This is a genomic window from Nocardia sp. NPDC055321, assembly GCF_053645575.1.
The window spans coordinates 15,990-32,397 of the sequence record NZ_JBSHMS010000009.1; the positions used below are offsets into that span (position 1 = coordinate 15,990).

A 16,408-nucleotide genomic window follows, 5' to 3' on the forward strand; every position below is an offset into this window, starting at 1 on the left:
CTGTGAAGCCGTCGAGCGGTGAGTGCCCTGATACGAGGTGTCCGGACGGGTCTGTGAAGCCGTCGAGCGGTGAGTGCCCTGACACGAGGTGCCCGGACGGGTCCACCAAGCCGGCCGACGGGCAGTGCGCTCCGGAAAAATGTCCCGACGGATCCGACAAACCGGCAAGCGGCGCATGCCCCGAGCAGCGGTGTCCCGATGGCTCGGACCGCCCGGCGGACGGGCAGTGCCGGGTGGACGGCGGTGGCGGCAACCCGGGCGGCGGCAACCCCGGATCTGGTGGCGGGCAGCCAGATCCGGGGCCGGGGGTGACGACCGAACCCGAGGTGACGCCCGAACCTGTCACGCCGGAACCGGGCGCGGGCAATCCGAGCACCACCGGTGGATCGAATGACGTATTCCCGGCGGGCGCCGGTTTGGAGTTGACTCCGCCCGCGGTGTCGCCGGGTGCGCCGGTGGCCGTGGCGGGGCGCGGCTGCGATCCCGGTGCGCGGGTGCAGGTTTCGATCGGCGGCACGGCCGTCGCCGATACTCGCGCCCGGGCCGACGGCGGCTTCGACACGACGCTGGCCACCGGCGCCACCGAGATCGGCCATCACGACGTGACCGCCGAGTGCGGCCCCACCCTGGCGGCCGCACTGGACGTGGTGCTGGTCAGCGAGGTCGGGGGCGGCGCGGCCACCGCGACCGTCCTGCTGTTCTTCCTGCTCGTCGGCGGCTGGTTCTACGGCCACCGCCTGGTATCCCATCTGCCCGCTCGGAGGCCCCGATGACCAGGCTTCGTCTCGCACCCCTCGCGATCGTCCTGCTGTGCCTGGCCGCCTGTTTCGCGATCACGCCCGCCACGGCGGCCGGGCCGGTGCGCGTCACGGCCACCGTCGACGGCCGGGACATCGCGGGCGCCGGCGCACGGGATCCGGTGCGCCTCGAGCCCGCCACCGTCGCGCTCGTGACGGTGGAACTCGAGAATCGGTCCGCCGACTCGGTAACGGTGCGGCGCGTCGATCTCACCGGCCACGTGCTCGGCCTGAACTTCTTCTCCTACTCGACCTCGGTCGAACTGACCGTGGCCGCGGGGGCGACGGGCAAGCTCACCTATCGGCTCGATCCGGCCGGCCTCGACGGGCAGGCGACCGGTCTCATCGGCTCGGACCTCACGGTCATCGGGGCGGACGGCGAACCTGTGGGTGCGGTGCCCACGGTCATCGACGTGCGCGGTTCGCTGGCGTCGGTGTACGGCCTGTTCGGGATCATCATGGCGGTGCTGACGATGCTGGCGATCGCCGACGCGGCGCTGAGTGTGGCCAGGCACCGGCTCGCGGCCAATCGCTGGCAGCGCGGGCTGCGGGTGCTCGCCCCCGGGATCGGCATCGGCCTGATGATCGGTTTCACCGCCTCTGTCGCGCGCTGGTGGGTTCCGGCGACGTCGCTGTGGCTGGCGCTGGCCGGGGTGACCGCCACCGTGTTCTTCCTCGCCGGCTACTTCTCGCCGACCCCCACGCGTCCCGACTACCTCGGCCTCGACCCCGAGGACCTGGCCGCCGCCCGCGAACTCGACGCGATGGGTTTCACCGCCGCGTCCGGAGCCGAGCCGTCGGGCGACGGCGGGCAATTCGCCGCGGTGGGAGCGGGCTTCACGCCTGACGCTCGCGCGGGCGGCAACCCGGAGGGAGCCTGGTCCGGCGGGCCGGAGGCGGCGTTCGCCGCCGGGCGGCTGGGCCCGGGATCCGGACTACCGTTGTCCGCCCGCGCCGACGCCGCACCGCCCGGCGAATTGGACGGGGGCTCTCCCAGCCCGCTCGGCTCGGTCGCCGGGGTGCCGGGTAGCGGTGACGGTCCCGCCGACCCCGCCGCGCCCCGGCGCTGGGGTTGGCAACCGGCACCGAGCGAGGAACCGACACAGGCGGTGAGCTTGCCGCCCGGGATGCGGAAACCCGATGCGACACCGTCGGATTCGTGGGAGTTCGGTGCGGTTCGGCCGGGCCTGAGGACAGCCGGTGCGGTGCCGTCGGACTCGGGGGAGCCCCGCGCGGTATCCCCGGGCTCGGGGGAACCCGGTGCTGCGCCTCCCGGGCTGAGGAAACAACATGCGGCGCGGGCGGATTCGTTCGACCCGACAGGGGAGACGACGATCGGCCGGAGCGCTTCGCAGCCCGGTACCGACTCGGAACCGCTCGCGCGGGATGCGCGGCGGGAGAGCGAACCCGGCGCCGATGAACCCACCATTCGCACCACCCCCGGTATTCAGCGGTTCCGGCCCGGCGGAGTGGCCGGATGAGCGTGCGGGATCTGAAGCAGGGTGACATCGCCCGGGTGCGCGCGGCGCTGCCCGGGTACGAGGTGGACGGGCAGGTCGGGCGGGGCGGGTGCGGTGTGGTGCTGGCGGGGACGCACCGGGGGCTGGCGCGGCGGGTGGCGATCAAGCAGATCCCGCCGCAGTTCGCCGACGACGCGCAGGTGCGGCGGCGGTTCGTGGACGAGGCGCGCATGATGGCCGCGCTCGACCATCCGCACGTGGTGCCGGTGTACGACTACATCGAGCACGAGGATCTGTGCCTGCTGGTGCTGGAGTTCCTGCCCGGCGGGACGGTCGAGAATCGTTTCGTCACGGCGGGTTTCGAGGCGACGGCGGCGGTCGCGGTGGCGCTGGCCTGCGCGGCGGGACTGGAGGCGGCGCACCGGCACGGCATCCTGCACCGCGACGTGAAGCCGTCCAACCTGATGTTCGCGGCCAACGGCACGCTGAAACTCACCGACTTCGGCATCGCCAAGATCATCGGCGGTGCCGAGACCCTGGTGACGCGGGCCGGTGACATAGTCGGCACGCCCTCCTACATCGCGCCGGAACAGGTTCGCGGTGAAGAGCTTTCGCCCTCGACCGACGTGTACGCCCTGGCGACGATGCTCTATCAACTGCTGTCCGGCGCCCTGCCCTTTCCGCCCGGCACCGATGCCGTCGCCATGCTCTTCGCCCACGCCTACGGCGAGCCGATCCCACTCACCCGGGTCGCGCCGGCCGTCCCGCAGCCGATCGCCGACACCGTCATGCGCGGCCTGGCCTCGGACCCCGCCGACCGTTTCGCCACCGCCGAGTCCTTCGGCATAGCCCTCGCGGAGCCCGCCGCCCACTGCTGGGGCGCCAATTGGCTTACCCCCGTGGGCATTCCGCTGATCGGCGCGGACACCATAGCCGCCGCGGCCACCGGCGGCGCGCACTCCCGCCCATACACCCCGCCTCGCCCCCTGTCCGCCCCGCCGACCCTGCTCAACCCCGCGACGCCTCCGCGCCCACACACTCCGGTGGCCGCCGAGACCCCGCCGCGGCCACGCGGCGCCGGGACACTTCCGCGCCCGTACGACCCGGTGCCCCCACCCGGGCCGGTCACCCGCGACATGCCCGACCCGAAAACCACCGCGTTACAACGGAATGCGGAACCGCCACCGACCGTGCTCAACCCCGCGACTCCACCTCCCCCGTACGGCCGGGTCCCGGATCCGGCCTATCGCCCCGGCCGGACCCGTACCCCCGCGCACTCGGATCCGAACAACCCTGTCCCGCAGCAGCGGCCAGCGGAGACGACGGTCAATCCCGCTGTGGATCAACGCTCTTACCGTCCGGGCTCGCCGGGGCGGTCGGATCGAGTGCCCGGGCCCGGCCCGGCGGAGGAGTCGGCTGGCGCTGCGGAAACTACCGTCAATCCGGCGACGCCACCGTACGGGCCTGCCGTAGCCGCGAGCGGCGCTGGGGCGCAGGCTCCTTCGGGGCGGCCGCAGAACAGCGGCAATCCGCGTGTGTTGCCGCCTGGGCAGGGTGTACCGCCGGGCGGGCCGGGGCGGCCAGGGCAGCCCAGTAGCGCGCAGACCGGCTGGGACGGCAACCGGCCTCCCGGCGGCGCGAACGCATACGGTGCACAGCAGGATTCGCGTGGAAGCTCGCCCCGGCCCGGAAATCCGGACGCGGGCCGGGTTCGTCCTCCGGCGTCCGCGCCGGAGACCGTGGTGCGGCCCGCGACACCACTGTGGCCGACCCGGCGGGACGCGGATCCCGAGCAGCGGGTGCCGACCGTGCGGCGGGGCGGGTACTCCGGCGGGCAGCGTCCAGGAGCCGGCGGCGGACCGCATCCGGCGCACCCCGGCGCCGCGGCGAACGTGGGCGCGGACGGCTCGCGATTCGACGGACACGTGGCCGGGCAGCGGGTTTCGACGCCGAGCGCACCGCAGCGGATCCTGCCGCCGAACCAGCCGCAGCATGCGGGCCGGATGGCGGTCGGGCTACTGCGGGTGCGTCCGCTCGAGCCGATGCGGCACGACGGGGTTCGGTTGATCGATATCGACCGCGACGACCTCGTGCCGGTGCAGCGGGTGGTGCGGCTGACATCGCCTCGGGTGCCACTGATCTCGGCCGGCGTCCTGGCCGCACTCGTCACCGGCGCGACGCTGCTCGGGCTGGGCGGCGCGCTGGACCGCGACCTGCCCGCCCCCGGGACGGTGCGGATCGCCGGTATGGATCCGGCCGTGGCGCGGGCGGTGGAACTGGACCTGTCCAAGCCGATACCGCTCACGCTCGACGGAATCGACGCCGACAGCGCCGAACTGTCGGTGAATCTGCTGGGCAGGACCATCGGCGGCAGCACGACACCCCTGCGGGACGGTGCCGCCGACCTCCCGGCGCCCGTGAACCCCTACGTCCTGGCCGGTGATCTGACCGGCGAACTGGCGCTGTCCCGCAACGGTTCCGACGTCGCGACCTACCGCTTCGGCGTCCACACCGCCCAGCGCGGCACCACCACCGCGACCGCCGCCGCCATCGTCCTGCTGACCCTGTTCGCCGCCGCCTACACCGAGTCCAACGCCCGGTCCCTGCGCCGCGGCAGCGCCCGCGTGGCCGCCACGATCGGCCTCACCGTCAGCGCCGCCCTCCTCGGTCTCGCCCTCTCCGCCGCGTCCTGGCTGCTGCTCGCCCACGAGCCAACGGTCCCCGCCCTCGCGGTCGCCGCCACCCTGGCCGCCGCGACCGGCGCGACCGCGTCGGTCGGCCTGCGCCGCATGGGCAAGCGCTACCGCTACATCCGGGTGCTGCGACTACGGGAACGGTCCTGACCCGCCCCACCCGCGCCCGTGCCCCGGCGCGATGGGGTGCTGCGGCGAGACCGCGCAGCCTGCACGGAGACCGGGCTTCGCCTCGGGACCCCGCGCCTCGCCGAGCGTCAGCTTCCTGGAGGAGAGTTGCGGCGACCGACCGGACCTGGGCGCGGGATGCGCGCCGTCGTGCTGTCGAGGTACGGGAGGTGCGCGGGCCGGGGGAACGGTTGCCCGATCCGAGGAGAGCGGTAGCGGCGGAGGGGTTTTCGTCGATATATGGGTGACCATCCGATGGGTGTGCCGGGAGGGGGACGCGGCGATGGGTGCGGAACCGGTCATCGAGATCAGGGAGTGGGGGCGGGCGGCGCGGCGGCGGCGACTGGCGGGGCCGATCATCTTCGGGCGTGGAGAGGGCGGTGAGATCCTCTCCGACAGTGAGGTTTCCCGTCGGCACGTGCGGCTGGTGCCCACGCCCACGGGCTTGTCGGTGGTCGACCTGGGCAGCCGGAACGGGACCACGGTCAACGGGGTGGTGCTCGCGGGGCGGCAGGTACTCGCGGTGGGGGATGTGGTGCGGCTCGGGCGGACCGAGATCATCGTCCTGCGCGCACCGAGCCCGGACGCGCCGCCCGAGATCGGGGTGGACACCCATGTCGAGCCGGCGGGGCGGCCCGCGCCGCCACCGCCGGGGGAGCGGCGGGCGGGGCCCGGGACGGCCCTGGCCGAACGCCTCCTCGACATCGACCCGACCGGCACGCGAAACATGTTCCCCACCTTCATGGACATGACCGCGCGCGTCCCGGTGCGGGTGTGGCGGGGGCTGCGGGCCGTCAGTGTCGGCGTCTTTCTCGCGGTGATCCTCACGCTGTTCGTCCGGCCCGATATCGGGCTGCCGCTGTTCTTCGGCGTGGTCGTTCCGATCCTGCCCGGACTGTTCCTGGCGGCTCCGGGACTCTGGCGCAACGTGTGCCCGCTGGCGGCGATCAACCAGGCGCCCAGGCTGTTCGGATTCAGCCGCGCGGCCACCCTGCCGGGCTGGGTGCAGCGGCGCGGATACCTGATCGCCGTGGCGCTGTTCTTCGGTATCGCCGGATCGCGGCTGGCCGGACTGGACCGCAGCGGCGTGGCGACCGGCGGGGTGCTGCTCGCGGTCGCGGTGGCGGCGGGGACCGGCGGGGTGCTGTTCAAGGGCAAGAGCGGCTGGTGCAGCAGCATCTGCCCGCTGTTCCCGGTGCAGCGCGCCTACGGGCAGACGCCGTTCTTGACCGTGCCCAACAACCACTGCGAGCCCTGTGTCGGCTGCGCCAAGAACTGCTTCGACTTCAGCCCGCGCGGCGCGTACCAGGCCGACCTGGACGATCCGGATCCCGGCTGGGGTATGGCGCGCAAGCTCTTCGCCGCCGCCCTGCCGGGTTTCGTCCTCGGCTTCTTCGTGCTCGCGGGCAGCGACGGCATCGCCGCCCCGCAGCGGTTCGAACTGCTGGCGCTGTTCCTGCTGGCCGCGGTCGGGGTGTTCTTCGTCCTGGAATCCACCACCGGGATCTCCACCCCGATGTTGGCCGCCGGCTACGCCGCGCTCGCGCTGAACATCTTCTACTGGTTCGCCGGGCCCGCTCTGCTCACCTCCCTGCGCACCCTGACCGGCCTGCAGGCGGCCTGGCTGCGCTGGCCGATCAGCCTGCTGGTACTGGCCGCGACCCTCGCGTTCCTCGCCCGCACCCGGGTGAGCGAACTCCAGTACGCGCTCACCACCGGCGCGCGCACGGCGCCGGTCCTGCTGTCCTTCCCACGGCCGCGCACCGCTCCCGAGAACCCCACGGCGGCAGCGGATTCGGTGACGTTCGAGCCGGGCGGCACCCGGGTGACCGCCGATCCCGGCATGAGCCTGCTCGACTGCGCCGAACGCGCACATCTCCCGCTCGAGGCGGGCTGCCGGATGGGGGTGTGCGGCGCCGACCCGGTGGCGGTGCTCGCGGGCGCGGAGCTGCTCGGCCCGGTCGGCAGCGACGAGCGAAACACGCTGCGGCGGCTGGGTTTCGCCGAGAACACCCGGATGGCCTGCGCCGCCCGCCTCGGTAGCGGCGCGGTGCGGGTGTCGCTGACCCCGCAGCCGGGCACCGGAAACGGTGGCACCACCGTGCGTTTCGATCGCTCCATCGTGAGCGTGGTGATCATCGGCAACGGTATCGCCGGCGTCACCGCCGCCGACTTCGTCCGGCGCGGGCATCCGGACTGCGAGATCCATCTCGTCGGACGGGAATCCCACGACTTCTACAACCGCATGGGCATCTCCCGCCTGGTGTACGGCCGCTCGGCCATGCAGGGCCTGCACCTGCTGCCCGAACAGTGGTACGCCGAGCACCAGATCACGCCGTGGCTCAATACCCTTGCCACCCGGCTCGATACGCGCACCCAGCGCGTGCACCTGGGCACCGGCGACGTGCTGCCCTACGACCGCCTGGTGCTCGCCATGGGCGCGAGCGCCGCCGCCCCGCCCATCGAGGGCCTGCACCGTCCCGGCAGCTTCGTGCTGCGAGAAGCCGCGGACGCCCTGCGCATTCGCGCCTACGCCCAGCAGCACGGATCCGCCCGCGCCCTGGTCGCGGGCGGCGGCCTGCTCGGCCTGGAAGCGGCATACGCGCTGCACCAGCTCGGTTTACGGGTCACCGTGCTCGAACGCGGTCCCCGCCTGCTGAGCAAACAGCTCGACCCGCGCTGCTCGGAGCTGGTGCTCGCCCATTTCACCCGGCTCGGCATCGAGGTGCGCCGCAGCGCCGAAACCGCCTGCCTGGTAGGCGAACCCGCCGTGCGGGCCGCCGTCCTGACCGACGGCCGCACCCTGCCGTGCGACCTCTTCCTCGCCGCCACCGGCATCGCGCCGAACGCCGACCTCGCCCGGCGGGCGGGTCTTCCGGTGGCGCGCGGCATTCTGGTGGACGACCGCATGCGTACCGCCGCCCCGCACGTCTACGCCGCCGGCGACGTCGCCGAACACCGCGATCGGGTGCCCGGGCTGTGGCCGGTCGCCGCCGAGCAAGCCGAGGCCGCCGCCGTGAACGCCTTGGGCGGCAACCGGATTCTGACCGCCGAGCTCCCCGCCACCCTCCTCAAGGGTGTCGGCTTGGAACTGTTCGCGATCGGCCGCACCGTCCCCGCCCCCGGTGACGAGGTGATCGTCACCGAGAACGCCGGCGCCCCGTCCTACCGCGCCCTGGTCCTGTCCGCGGGCCGCTGCGTGGGCGCGACCGTCCTCGGTCACCACCCCGCCGACCTGGCCGCGGCCCAGTCCGCCGTCCGTTCCCGGTCCGCCCTCCCGCCGCATCTCCACGGTTCCCTCCGCGCCGGTGACTGGACCCCTTTGGCCGCGATCGCTCCCGCCTGACCGCTCGACCCGCGACGCGGTCAGCCACCGGACCGCGCACTCGGGCCCGGTTCTCCCAGCGATCGGGCCGCAGCCGCTTGGCGGATCGTGACCCACGAAAGTAACTGGGCGGCAGTTACTTCGGTTCACCGTTCGGGGCGCTGGTAGCGACGTCGCCCCAGGGTCCGGGGTCAGCGGCGGGGTTGTTCGGGGCGGTAGGTCAGGATGCGGGCGCCGATCCGGAGGCTCCAGCCGGGTTTGAGCTCGTGGGGGCGCTGGCCCACGCGAATCCAGTCCTGGGCGCCGGGGGCGGCGACGAACGTGCCGCCGGGGGTGGCGGCGTCGCGGATCAGGACCATGCCGTTCTCGATGAAAACGTAGGCGTGGACCCGGGATACGTGGCGATCGCGGGGAATCACGATGGGGGAGGAGGCGGCTCGGCGGACGGACTCGTCGATGAGCGGATCGCGGCCGATCACATACGGGCGATCCAGGGGATAGACCGCGCCGTCCGCGGTGGTGAGCGCGCCGCCGACGGGGCCGAGGGCACTGGTCTCCGGGGGCACCGGGCCGCGCCCGCCGGCGCGTTCGGTGGCCGCGGGCTCGGCGGCGGCCGCCTCGGCGTCGAAGGCGGCGGTCGGCGGCAGATCGGCGGGATCCGGGCGGGTGGGCTCGGGTCCGCCCTGCCGTGCGGGCCGGGCGCCCGCGGGCGACCCGGCGCCGCCCGGGCGCGCGGTTCCCGCGGCCGCGCCCGAACCCTGTTCCGGCGGGGCGTCTTTCGATAGTCGGGGACCGGCATGCGGCTGATTACCCTGCGCGGGACCCGAATCCGGAACGGTCAGGCCCTCCGGTGCGTTGCCGTCCGCCTTGTCGTCGATTCTGGGGACGACACGGGTCTCGGTGGGAATCGCCGCCTGCGGGTCGTTGGGATCCAGCGGCCGGTCCGGCAGGGCCTGTTCTCGCGCGGCAGACCGGTCCGGTTGCGGGGCAGGCGATTCCGTGCGACCGAGCGGACCGCTCGCGGGCTGTGACGGCTCCGCGCGCGGGGTGCCACGCGTCGGCGGCGCGTCGCCGGGCCGCCCGCCGTCGGCCCGCCGTTCGGGCGGCGGGGCCGGGCGGTTGCCGATGCGGCCGGCGGACCCGGGGGCCGGTGGGTCGGGCAGCTCGGCCGGGCGGCCGAACGACCCCGCCGCCTGCGTCTCGGGCGGCTCCGGGTGGCGCTTGCCCGCCGCGCTCTCGGGCCGTGGATTCGGCCCCGAGGCGGAGGATCGGCGGCCACCGGCGGATTCGCCGGGTGTTCCCGGCCCCACGTATCCGGTGGGCGATGCATCGAGGCCGGCGGGGGTCGAGGGGGCGGCAGCGCCGGATTCGGCCCGTGTGGGCAGCGGACCCGAATCCGGGCCCCGGTTGCCCGGCGCTCGCTCGGGGGAGCCGTGCGCCGCGAAGCGGGTATGCGAGGGAGTAGGTAGGGGAGCACGATTCGTGAGGTCCGGCACCGGCCCGGGAGAACCTGCCGCGGCCTGTTGTCCGCCTGAGCCAGGCGATCCGCCCGCGCTCGACGATCCGCCTCTGCCTGGCGTTCCGCTCGCGCCCGGCGCACCGCTCGAAGCTGGTGTTCCACTCGCGCTCGATGATCCGCCAGCCCCTGGCGAACCGGTAGCGACCGGCCCCGGCCGGGCAAACGCGGGGTCGGAGCGGGACTCACGCGACCCGCCCGGCACCGGCGTCCCCGCTGCACCGGACGCCCCCTGGCGCGGGGTGGACCCGGTGTTCCCGCGCTGCGCGGGCAACCCCGAAGGCGGTGCGTGCATCAGAAAACCACCGCCGGGAACCACGCCGACGCGCAGATTCGTATACGGGATCTCCCCGCCCTCGGTGCTGTCCGCGGCGATGGTCAGGCGCCGCACCGGATCGCGCAAGATCTCGTCGGCCCAGGTCATGGCGCGCACACCGGAGAATTCGCGCGCGCCCTCCGGCCCCTCGACCAGCGCGCGCACCGGCCCGCGCAGCAGCACCAGGATGCCGCCGGCGGTGGGCGCGACCACCCCGAACGACGGCGGCTGCGCGGACCCGCCGCTGAAAACCGTCGCGGCCAGCCGCTGCGCGATGGCCACGCCCGGATCCGCGGACCCCGCCGCCGTCTCGGCCGCACCGAGTATCCGTTCGGTGGACCTGCTCGTCCCCGCGAGGTAGAGGACCACGCTTCCGAACCGCGCGATCAACCCCTCACCGCGCAGCAATCCGACTGTTGTCGGTATCCGCCCCATTCGCGCCTCCTTGTCCGGCGCTCACAACATCGCTGCCAAGCATAGGACCGTTCACACGCCGGCGGTCCCGACACGGAATCCGCCCGATCGTGGCAATACTGCCCGAAGTGACCCCCGGGGCGCGAGGATCGAACAATCGTGCCGGTGCATCCGGCTCCGGCGTACCCGAAGGACCGAACCTATGGGCACGATCGACACCAGTGGCGCCGTACGCGGCGCCGGAATCGCCATCGCGGCCGCCGCGGCGCTCACCGTCCTGTGCGCTCCCGCCGGGGCCACCGCCACCCGGGTGGGCGTGGAACCCGGCCTCAGCTACGGACCGGCGACGAACTACGGCGCCGGCTGCACCTACCCGGTGAACGGCTACGTGGACGATCCCTCGGCCCCGGTCGTGTTCTACGACAACGGCACAGCCTTCGCCACCGCCGTTCCCTCGGGCCGGATCGCGATCGCCCACTGGACTCCCGCCACCCCCGGCGTCCACCGCCTCCAGATCGTCCAGCACACCGTCCCCGGCGCGGACGTGGTCCCTTACGTCGACATCACCGTCGGCACCGGCCTGCTCACCGGTTCGGGCTGCATCGTCCTGCACTGACCCGGCCACGATCGGTGTGATCGTCCGCGACGAAGTCGCCGTGGCCTCGGCTCTGGTCGGCTTCAGCAGGAACCGACGCGCCCGACTGCGGTCGCGCCGACCCAGGGGCAGGGTGTGCACGTGAGGTGTCCGATCGGAATCCGCTGTCGCCCGGGCGAAACCGGGCCGTACGGGTTCGCGGTGGAGTCCCCCGACGGTGAAACCCGCTCAGCGTCCGTCGAATGCCGCCTCCGCCGCGGGGGCGGCGGCCTTGCGGTCGGTGTCGACCAGGCCGATCCGGGTGCGGCGGTCCAGGAGATCGTCGGCGTCCAGCGCGGCCTCGTGGCTGACGGCGAAGGCGAACTCGGCTGCGAGAACGTCGATCCCGGGCGCTACCGGCTCGGCCAGCGTGGCGTCGGCGTGCGCGAGGTCCAGTACCGCGGCCGCCTCGCTGCCGTACCGCTCGACCAGCCGGGTCGGGGCCTGGATGCGGTCGCGGGCCACCCCGGTCACCGCGCCGACCAGCGGCAGCTGCCGGGTGCGGCAGGGGCCGGCCGTCAGCTTCGCGTGCCCGACAGCGGCGTCCACCGCGTCCTCGGCCATCCGGCGGTAGGTGGTGAGCTTGCCGCCGACCACCGTGATCAGTCCGGTGGGGGAGGTGAGCACCGCGTGTTCGCGGGAGATGTCGGCGGTGCTGTCCGCGCCGGTGCGCAGCAGCGGCCGCAGCCCGGCGAAGGTGCCGCGAATGTCTTCCCGGCGCAACGGTTCCCGCAGCACCGTATTGACGGTGTCGAGCAGGAAGTCGATCTCGGCCTCGGTCGCGTGCGGTACGTCCGGCACCGGCCCGGGGGCCTCTTCGTCGGTCAGGCCGAGGTAGACCCGCCCGTGCGCGGCGGGGAAGGCGAAGACGAAACGGCTGGTGCTGCCCGGAATCGGCACGGTCAGCGAGGCGGAGAGCCCGCCGAAGGCGGCCGCGTCGAACACCAGGTGCGTACCGCGCGAGGGCCGCAACTCGATGCTCGGATCCACCTGATCCGCCCAGACGCCGGTGGCGTTGACGACCGAACGCGCTCGCACGGACAGGGTTTCGCCGGTCAGCTCGTCGCGCAGCGTCGCCGTCGTGCCGGTGACCTCGGTGGCCGCCACCCGGGTCAGCACCGATGCCCCGTGCGCGGCGGCCGTGCGCGCGATCGCCACCACCAGGCGCGCGTCGTCCACCAGCTGCCCGTCCCAGGCGATGAGCCCGCCGCGCAGCCCGGCCCGGCGCACGGTCGGCGCGTAGCGCAGCGCCTCGGCCGCGGCCACCCGCCGCGAGCGCGGCAGCACCGCCGCCGAGGTGCCCGCGGTCCGGCGCAGCACGTCACCGGCGGCGAAACCGACGCGGACCAGCGTCTTCTGCGCCGCGCCGATGGTCGGCAGCAACGGGACAACCTGCGGCAGGGCACGGGTCAGATGCGGTGCGGTGCGGGTGAGCAGGATGTCGCGTTCGACCGCGCTCTCGTGCGCGATGCCCACCCCGCCGCTCGCCAGGTACCGCAGCCCGCCGTGGACGAGCTTGGAACTCCACCGGCTGGTGCCGAAGGCCAGGTCGTGCTTCTCCACCAGCACCGTGCGCAGACCGCGCGCGGCCGCGTCCAGGGCGATGCCCACCCCGGTGATCCCGCCGCCGATGACCAGCATGTCGATGGTCTCGCCCGCGCCCAGCGCGAGCAGTTCACGCTCGCGTCGCGCGGCGTTGAGGGCGGAGCCGGGGTGAGCCGAAGTGCCGGTCATGACAGGACCTTTCGATGCGGTGCAGCGGGTGCTGCGGTCGAAGGAAGCCGCCCGGTCGGGCGGCGCTTACGGCGCCGAGGGCGCGAGGTATCCGGTGATGGCGTGTGCGAGTTCGATGTCGAGGTGCGCGGAGTCGAGCAGTTCGGCGACCGTGCCCGCGGACTGGACCGCCGACTGCGCCATGAGCAGCAGCATGGTGCCGAGCCGTTCGGGGTCCCCGTCCCGAATGGACCCGTCGCCCTGGCCTTCTCGCACCGCCGCCGCGAACAACTCGATGAGCGCGCGCTGATTGCGGCCCAGCCGTTCGAACACGTAGGTGAGCATGACGTCGGCGTCGGTGCGGAAGATCTTGGCGAACAGCGGATTCCGCCTGATCGTCGACCCGCCGCCGACGATGGCGGCCACCAGCCGGTCGCGGGCGGTTCCGGTGTCGGGCACCGCGCCGGCGATGATCTCGCGCAGTTCGCGCACCAGCAGATCCGCCACCAGCGATCCGGTGTCGGGCCAGCGCCGGTACACCGTCGGCCGGCTCACGCCCGCCCGCCGGGCCACCTCGGTGAGCGTGGTGCGCCGCACCCCGAATTCGGCCACGCAGGCGCGGGCGGCGTCCAGGATCGCGCGATCGACGGTGGAGACGGTCTCGGGGGCGGCGAGATCGCGGGAGGACGGTTCGGTCGAAGCCATGGGTACCACCCTTCCATCACCGGTCCGATCGGCAGTTCTCGTTACTGCTTGACATTCTATGTCAGACTGTAACGCATGGTCGACACGCAAGCAGCATCCGCTTCGCCGGGAAACCCGGGCGAGCCGCAGGTCCGCGCGAGTATGGTGTGGGACGCCTGGGGCTCCCCGTCCGGACACAAACCGCTCTCGGAGCAGATTCGGGGCTTGCTCACGCAGGTGTTCGGAGTGTCCGCGGAACCGGCGACCCGTCGCGATGAGGGCGACGTGCCGCTGCGTGACTCGACCCTGACGCCGGAACACCGGGCTGGGCTCGTCGCGGTGGTCGGTGCGGATCACGTCTCTGTCGACCACCGCGATCGCCTGCTGCACGCCGGCGGCAAATCCACCCCCGACCTGCTGCGCCGCCGCGCCGACGGCCCGCAGGACGCCCCCGACGCCATCGTCTTCCCGGCCTCGCACGACGAGGTCCAGGCCCTGCTCGAGTACTGCTCCGGCGCGGGCATCGCCGTGGTGCCCTTCGGCGGCGGCACCAGCGTCGTGGGCGGCCTCGACCCCGCGCGCGGCGCCTTCGCCACCGTCGTCGCGATCGACCTGGCCCGCCTGGACACCCTCACCGACGTCGATCCCGTCAGCGGCACCGCCACCCTCGGCGCCGGCCTCTCCGGTCCCCGGGCCGAGGAACTGCTTGCCCGGCACGGTCTTTCGCTGGGGCACTTCCCGCAGAGCTTCGAATACGCCACCATCGGCGGTTTCGCCGCCACCCGCTCCTCGGGGCAGGCCTCGGCGGGCTACGGCCGCTTCGACGACATGATCCAGCGCCTGCGCGTGGCCACCCCCGCGGGCAGCCTCGACCTGGGCCGCGCCCCGGCCTCGGCCGCGGGACCCGATCTGCGCGAACTGTTCTCCGGTTCCGAGGGCGCGCTCGGCATCATCACCACCGTCACCCTGCGCGTGCATCCGGTGCCCGAGACCACCGCCTACCAGGCGTGGTCGTTCCCCGACTTCGCCACCGGCGCGGCCGCGCTGCGCACGGTCATCCAGGCGGGCGCGGCGCCCACCGTCATGCGGCTGTCCGACGAGGCCGAGACCGGCCTGAATCTCGCGCGCGCCGGGGACATCGGCGGCGCGGCGGTCGGCGGCTGCCTCGCGGTCACCACCTTCGAGGGCACCGCGGCCCACGTCGCGGCCCGCAGCGCCGAGGCCATCGACCTGTTGCGCGCCGCCGGTGGCACCGCCCTGGGCGAGACCCCCGCCCGCGAATGGGAGCACGGCCGTTTCTCGGCCCCCTACCTGCGGGACTCCCTGCTGGACGCGGGAATTCTGTGCGAGACCCTCGAAACCGCCACCACCTGGTCCAATCTCGCCAACCTCAAGGCGAAAGTCACCGCCGCCCTGACCGATTCACTCACCGCGCAGGGCACCCCGGCCCTGGTCATGTGCCACATCTCGCACACCTATCCGACCGGCGCCTCGCTGTACTTCACCATCGTCGCCAAGCAGGCCGACGACGCGCTGGCGCAGTGGGCGGTGGCCAAGCGCGCGGCCGGCGACGCCATCGTCGACGCCGCGGGCACCATCACCCACCACCACGCCGTCGGCGCGGACCATCGGCCGTGGATGGGCGCCGAGATCGGCGACCTGGGCGTGCGCGTGCTGCGCGCGGTGAAACGGGAAGTCGACCCCGCAGGCATCCTCAACCCTGGGAAGCTCATTCCGTGAGAGAGATTCGCTCGATTCTGCTCGTGACCAATCCGCTGTCGGGTCACGGCAAAGGCGTGCAGGTGGGCATCGCCGCCGCCGATCGTTTCGCCGCGCGCGGCGTGGCCGTCACCGAGATCCGCGGTGCGTCCGCGGCCGATACCGAGGAGCAGGTGCGCGCGGCGCTGGCCGATCCCGCGGCCCGCCCGGACGCCGTCGTCGCCGCCGGTGGCGACGGCCTGACCTGCGTGGTGTTGCAGGCGCTGGTCGGCACCGGCGTCCCGCTGGGCCTGGTGCCCGGCGGCACCGGCAACGACCTGGCCCGCGAGGTGGGAGTGCCCGACGACACCGCCGCGGCCGTGGACGTGGTGCTGGCCGGTAATGCCCGCACCATCGACCTGGGCACGGTCCAGGCCGAGGACGCCGCCCGGCCGATGTGGTTCGCCACGGTCACCGGCACCGGGTTCGACGCGCGAGTCACCTTGCGCGCCAACGCTCTGGTCTGGCCCAAGGGCCCGCTGCGCTACACCCTGGCCGCGGTCATCGAACTGGCCGGGAAGCTGGCCGTGCCCTATCGCATCGAGCTGCACGGTTCCCCGGACCACCCGGACGGCACGGTGATCGAACTGGACGCCGTCATGGTGGCGGTCGGCAACACCAGGACCTACGGCGGCGGCATGCTCATCGCGCCCGACGCCGTCATCGACGACGGGCTGCTCGATCTGACCGTGGTGGGCAAGATGTCCCGGCTGGACCTGCTGCGGCTGCTGCCCGCGCTGTCCTCCGGCAAGCGCATCGATCATCCGGCCGCCGGGCAGTACCGGGCCGCGAAAGTGGTGCTGTCGGCGCCGAACGCGCCCGCGACCGCCGACGGCGACCCCGCGGGCATGCTCCCGGCCACCTTCGTGTCCCGGCCCGGCGCGCTCGAGGTGCTCGTGCCCTGAGCGGGCACCGGCACGAGTATGCCGC

The 16,408-nt window shown here is 73.5% G+C and carries 10 protein-coding genes; 7 read left to right on the forward strand and 3 right to left on the reverse strand.

What is annotated here, in order from left to right:
- The first annotated feature begins 308 nt into the window (after nucleotides 1-308).
- From ACWIGI_RS16065 to ACWIGI_RS16080, 4 genes are all read left to right on the forward strand, one after another.
- Nucleotides 309-773 (forward strand): hypothetical protein, encoded by a 465-nt coding sequence (locus tag ACWIGI_RS16065; RefSeq protein WP_454203159.1) that lies wholly within the window; start codon nucleotides 309-311, stop codon nucleotides 771-773.
- Entirely contained in the window at nucleotides 770-2,278 is a 1,509-nt protein-coding gene (locus ACWIGI_RS16070; protein WP_454203160.1) for a hypothetical protein, read from the forward strand. The genes ACWIGI_RS16065 and ACWIGI_RS16070 overlap by 4 nt, the downstream gene beginning before the upstream one ends.
- Nucleotides 2,275-5,100: a protein kinase domain-containing protein gene (locus ACWIGI_RS16075; protein WP_454203161.1), complete on the forward strand. Its 2,826-nt coding sequence runs from the start codon at nucleotides 2,275-2,277 to the stop codon at nucleotides 5,098-5,100. Before ACWIGI_RS16070 ends, ACWIGI_RS16075 begins: the two co-directional genes overlap by 4 nt.
- A gap of 301 nt (nucleotides 5,101-5,401) precedes the next feature.
- Entirely contained in the window at nucleotides 5,402-8,464 is a 3,063-nt protein-coding gene (locus tag ACWIGI_RS16080) for an FAD-dependent oxidoreductase (protein WP_454203162.1), read from the forward strand.
- Nucleotides 8,465-8,634: 170 nt separating this feature from the next.
- Here the strand turns inward: ACWIGI_RS16080 and ACWIGI_RS16085 are convergent, their stop codons facing one another.
- The gene (locus ACWIGI_RS16085; protein ID WP_454203163.1) at nucleotides 8,635-10,710 is read right to left on the reverse strand and encodes an FHA domain-containing protein; all 2,076 of its coding nucleotides are present in this window, start codon (nucleotides 10,708-10,710) and stop codon (nucleotides 8,635-8,637) included.
- Nucleotides 10,711-10,891: 181 nt separating this feature from the next.
- Between ACWIGI_RS16085 and ACWIGI_RS16090 the strand changes: the two genes are divergently transcribed.
- Nucleotides 10,892-11,305 carry a hypothetical protein gene (locus ACWIGI_RS16090; protein WP_454203164.1) on the forward strand — a complete coding sequence of 138 codons (414 nt, stop codon included), beginning with the start codon at nucleotides 10,892-10,894 and terminating at the stop codon, nucleotides 11,303-11,305.
- A gap of 207 nt (nucleotides 11,306-11,512) precedes the next feature.
- Here ACWIGI_RS16090 and ACWIGI_RS16095 read toward each other — a convergent pair whose 3' ends face one another.
- Both ACWIGI_RS16095 and ACWIGI_RS16100 read right to left on the reverse strand, forming a co-directional pair.
- Nucleotides 11,513-13,057 carry a glycerol-3-phosphate dehydrogenase/oxidase gene (locus ACWIGI_RS16095; protein ID WP_454203165.1) on the reverse strand — a complete coding sequence of 515 codons (1,545 nt, stop codon included), beginning with the start codon at nucleotides 13,055-13,057 and terminating at the stop codon, nucleotides 11,513-11,515.
- A gap of 66 nt (nucleotides 13,058-13,123) precedes the next feature.
- Nucleotides 13,124-13,741: a TetR/AcrR family transcriptional regulator gene (locus ACWIGI_RS16100; RefSeq protein ID WP_454203166.1), complete on the reverse strand. Its 618-nt coding sequence runs from the start codon at nucleotides 13,739-13,741 to the stop codon at nucleotides 13,124-13,126.
- A 141-nt stretch (nucleotides 13,742-13,882) separates the two neighbouring features.
- Between ACWIGI_RS16100 and ACWIGI_RS16105 the strand changes: the two genes are divergently transcribed.
- Nucleotides 13,883-15,460, forward strand: a complete 1,578-nt coding sequence (locus tag ACWIGI_RS16105; RefSeq protein ID WP_454203403.1) for an FAD-binding oxidoreductase — start codon at nucleotides 13,883-13,885, stop codon at nucleotides 15,458-15,460.
- Nucleotides 15,457-16,383, forward strand: coding sequence for a YegS/Rv2252/BmrU family lipid kinase (locus ACWIGI_RS16110; RefSeq protein WP_454203167.1), 927 nt, complete (start codon nucleotides 15,457-15,459; stop codon nucleotides 16,381-16,383). Before ACWIGI_RS16105 ends, ACWIGI_RS16110 begins: the two co-directional genes overlap by 4 nt.
- Nucleotides 16,384-16,408: the final 25 nt, after the last annotated feature.